Source organism: Pseudomonas sp. 51_B (assembly GCF_017491595.1).
Taxonomy (GTDB): Bacteria; Pseudomonadota; Gammaproteobacteria; order Pseudomonadales; family Pseudomonadaceae; genus Aquipseudomonas; species Aquipseudomonas promysalinigenes.
Genome location: NZ_JAFGYW010000555.1, coordinates 1 through 246 on the forward strand (window position 1 = coordinate 1; position 246 = coordinate 246).

General features: G+C 62.2%; 1 pseudogene. It reads right to left on the reverse strand.

Annotated elements, in window-relative coordinates:
- Positions 1-113: 113 nt before the first annotated feature.
- A pseudogene (locus tag J5M56_RS27140) lies at positions 114-246 on the reverse strand (helix-turn-helix domain-containing protein); the annotation flags it as partial.

The following is a 246-nucleotide window of genomic DNA, read 5'->3' on the forward strand; positions in this document are numbered from 1 at the left end:
TCGAGCACAAACTGGCCAACCAGGAGTGATCGCGTTAGCGTGATGAACAAAACCCCGGACCTGTTCCGGGGTTTTTTATGGCCTGGCTTTAGGGGTTTGGCGCCTGTGGGATCGAGCGCCGCCCGCGATATCCCTAACGCCCGTGCCGCTTCCGCTGGCTTCCAGCGGTGACGTATCAAAGCATCGAGCAGCAGTTGCCGCGCCGGGCTCGAAGCGCCCACAACAGCCGCAGGCACGACATCACCC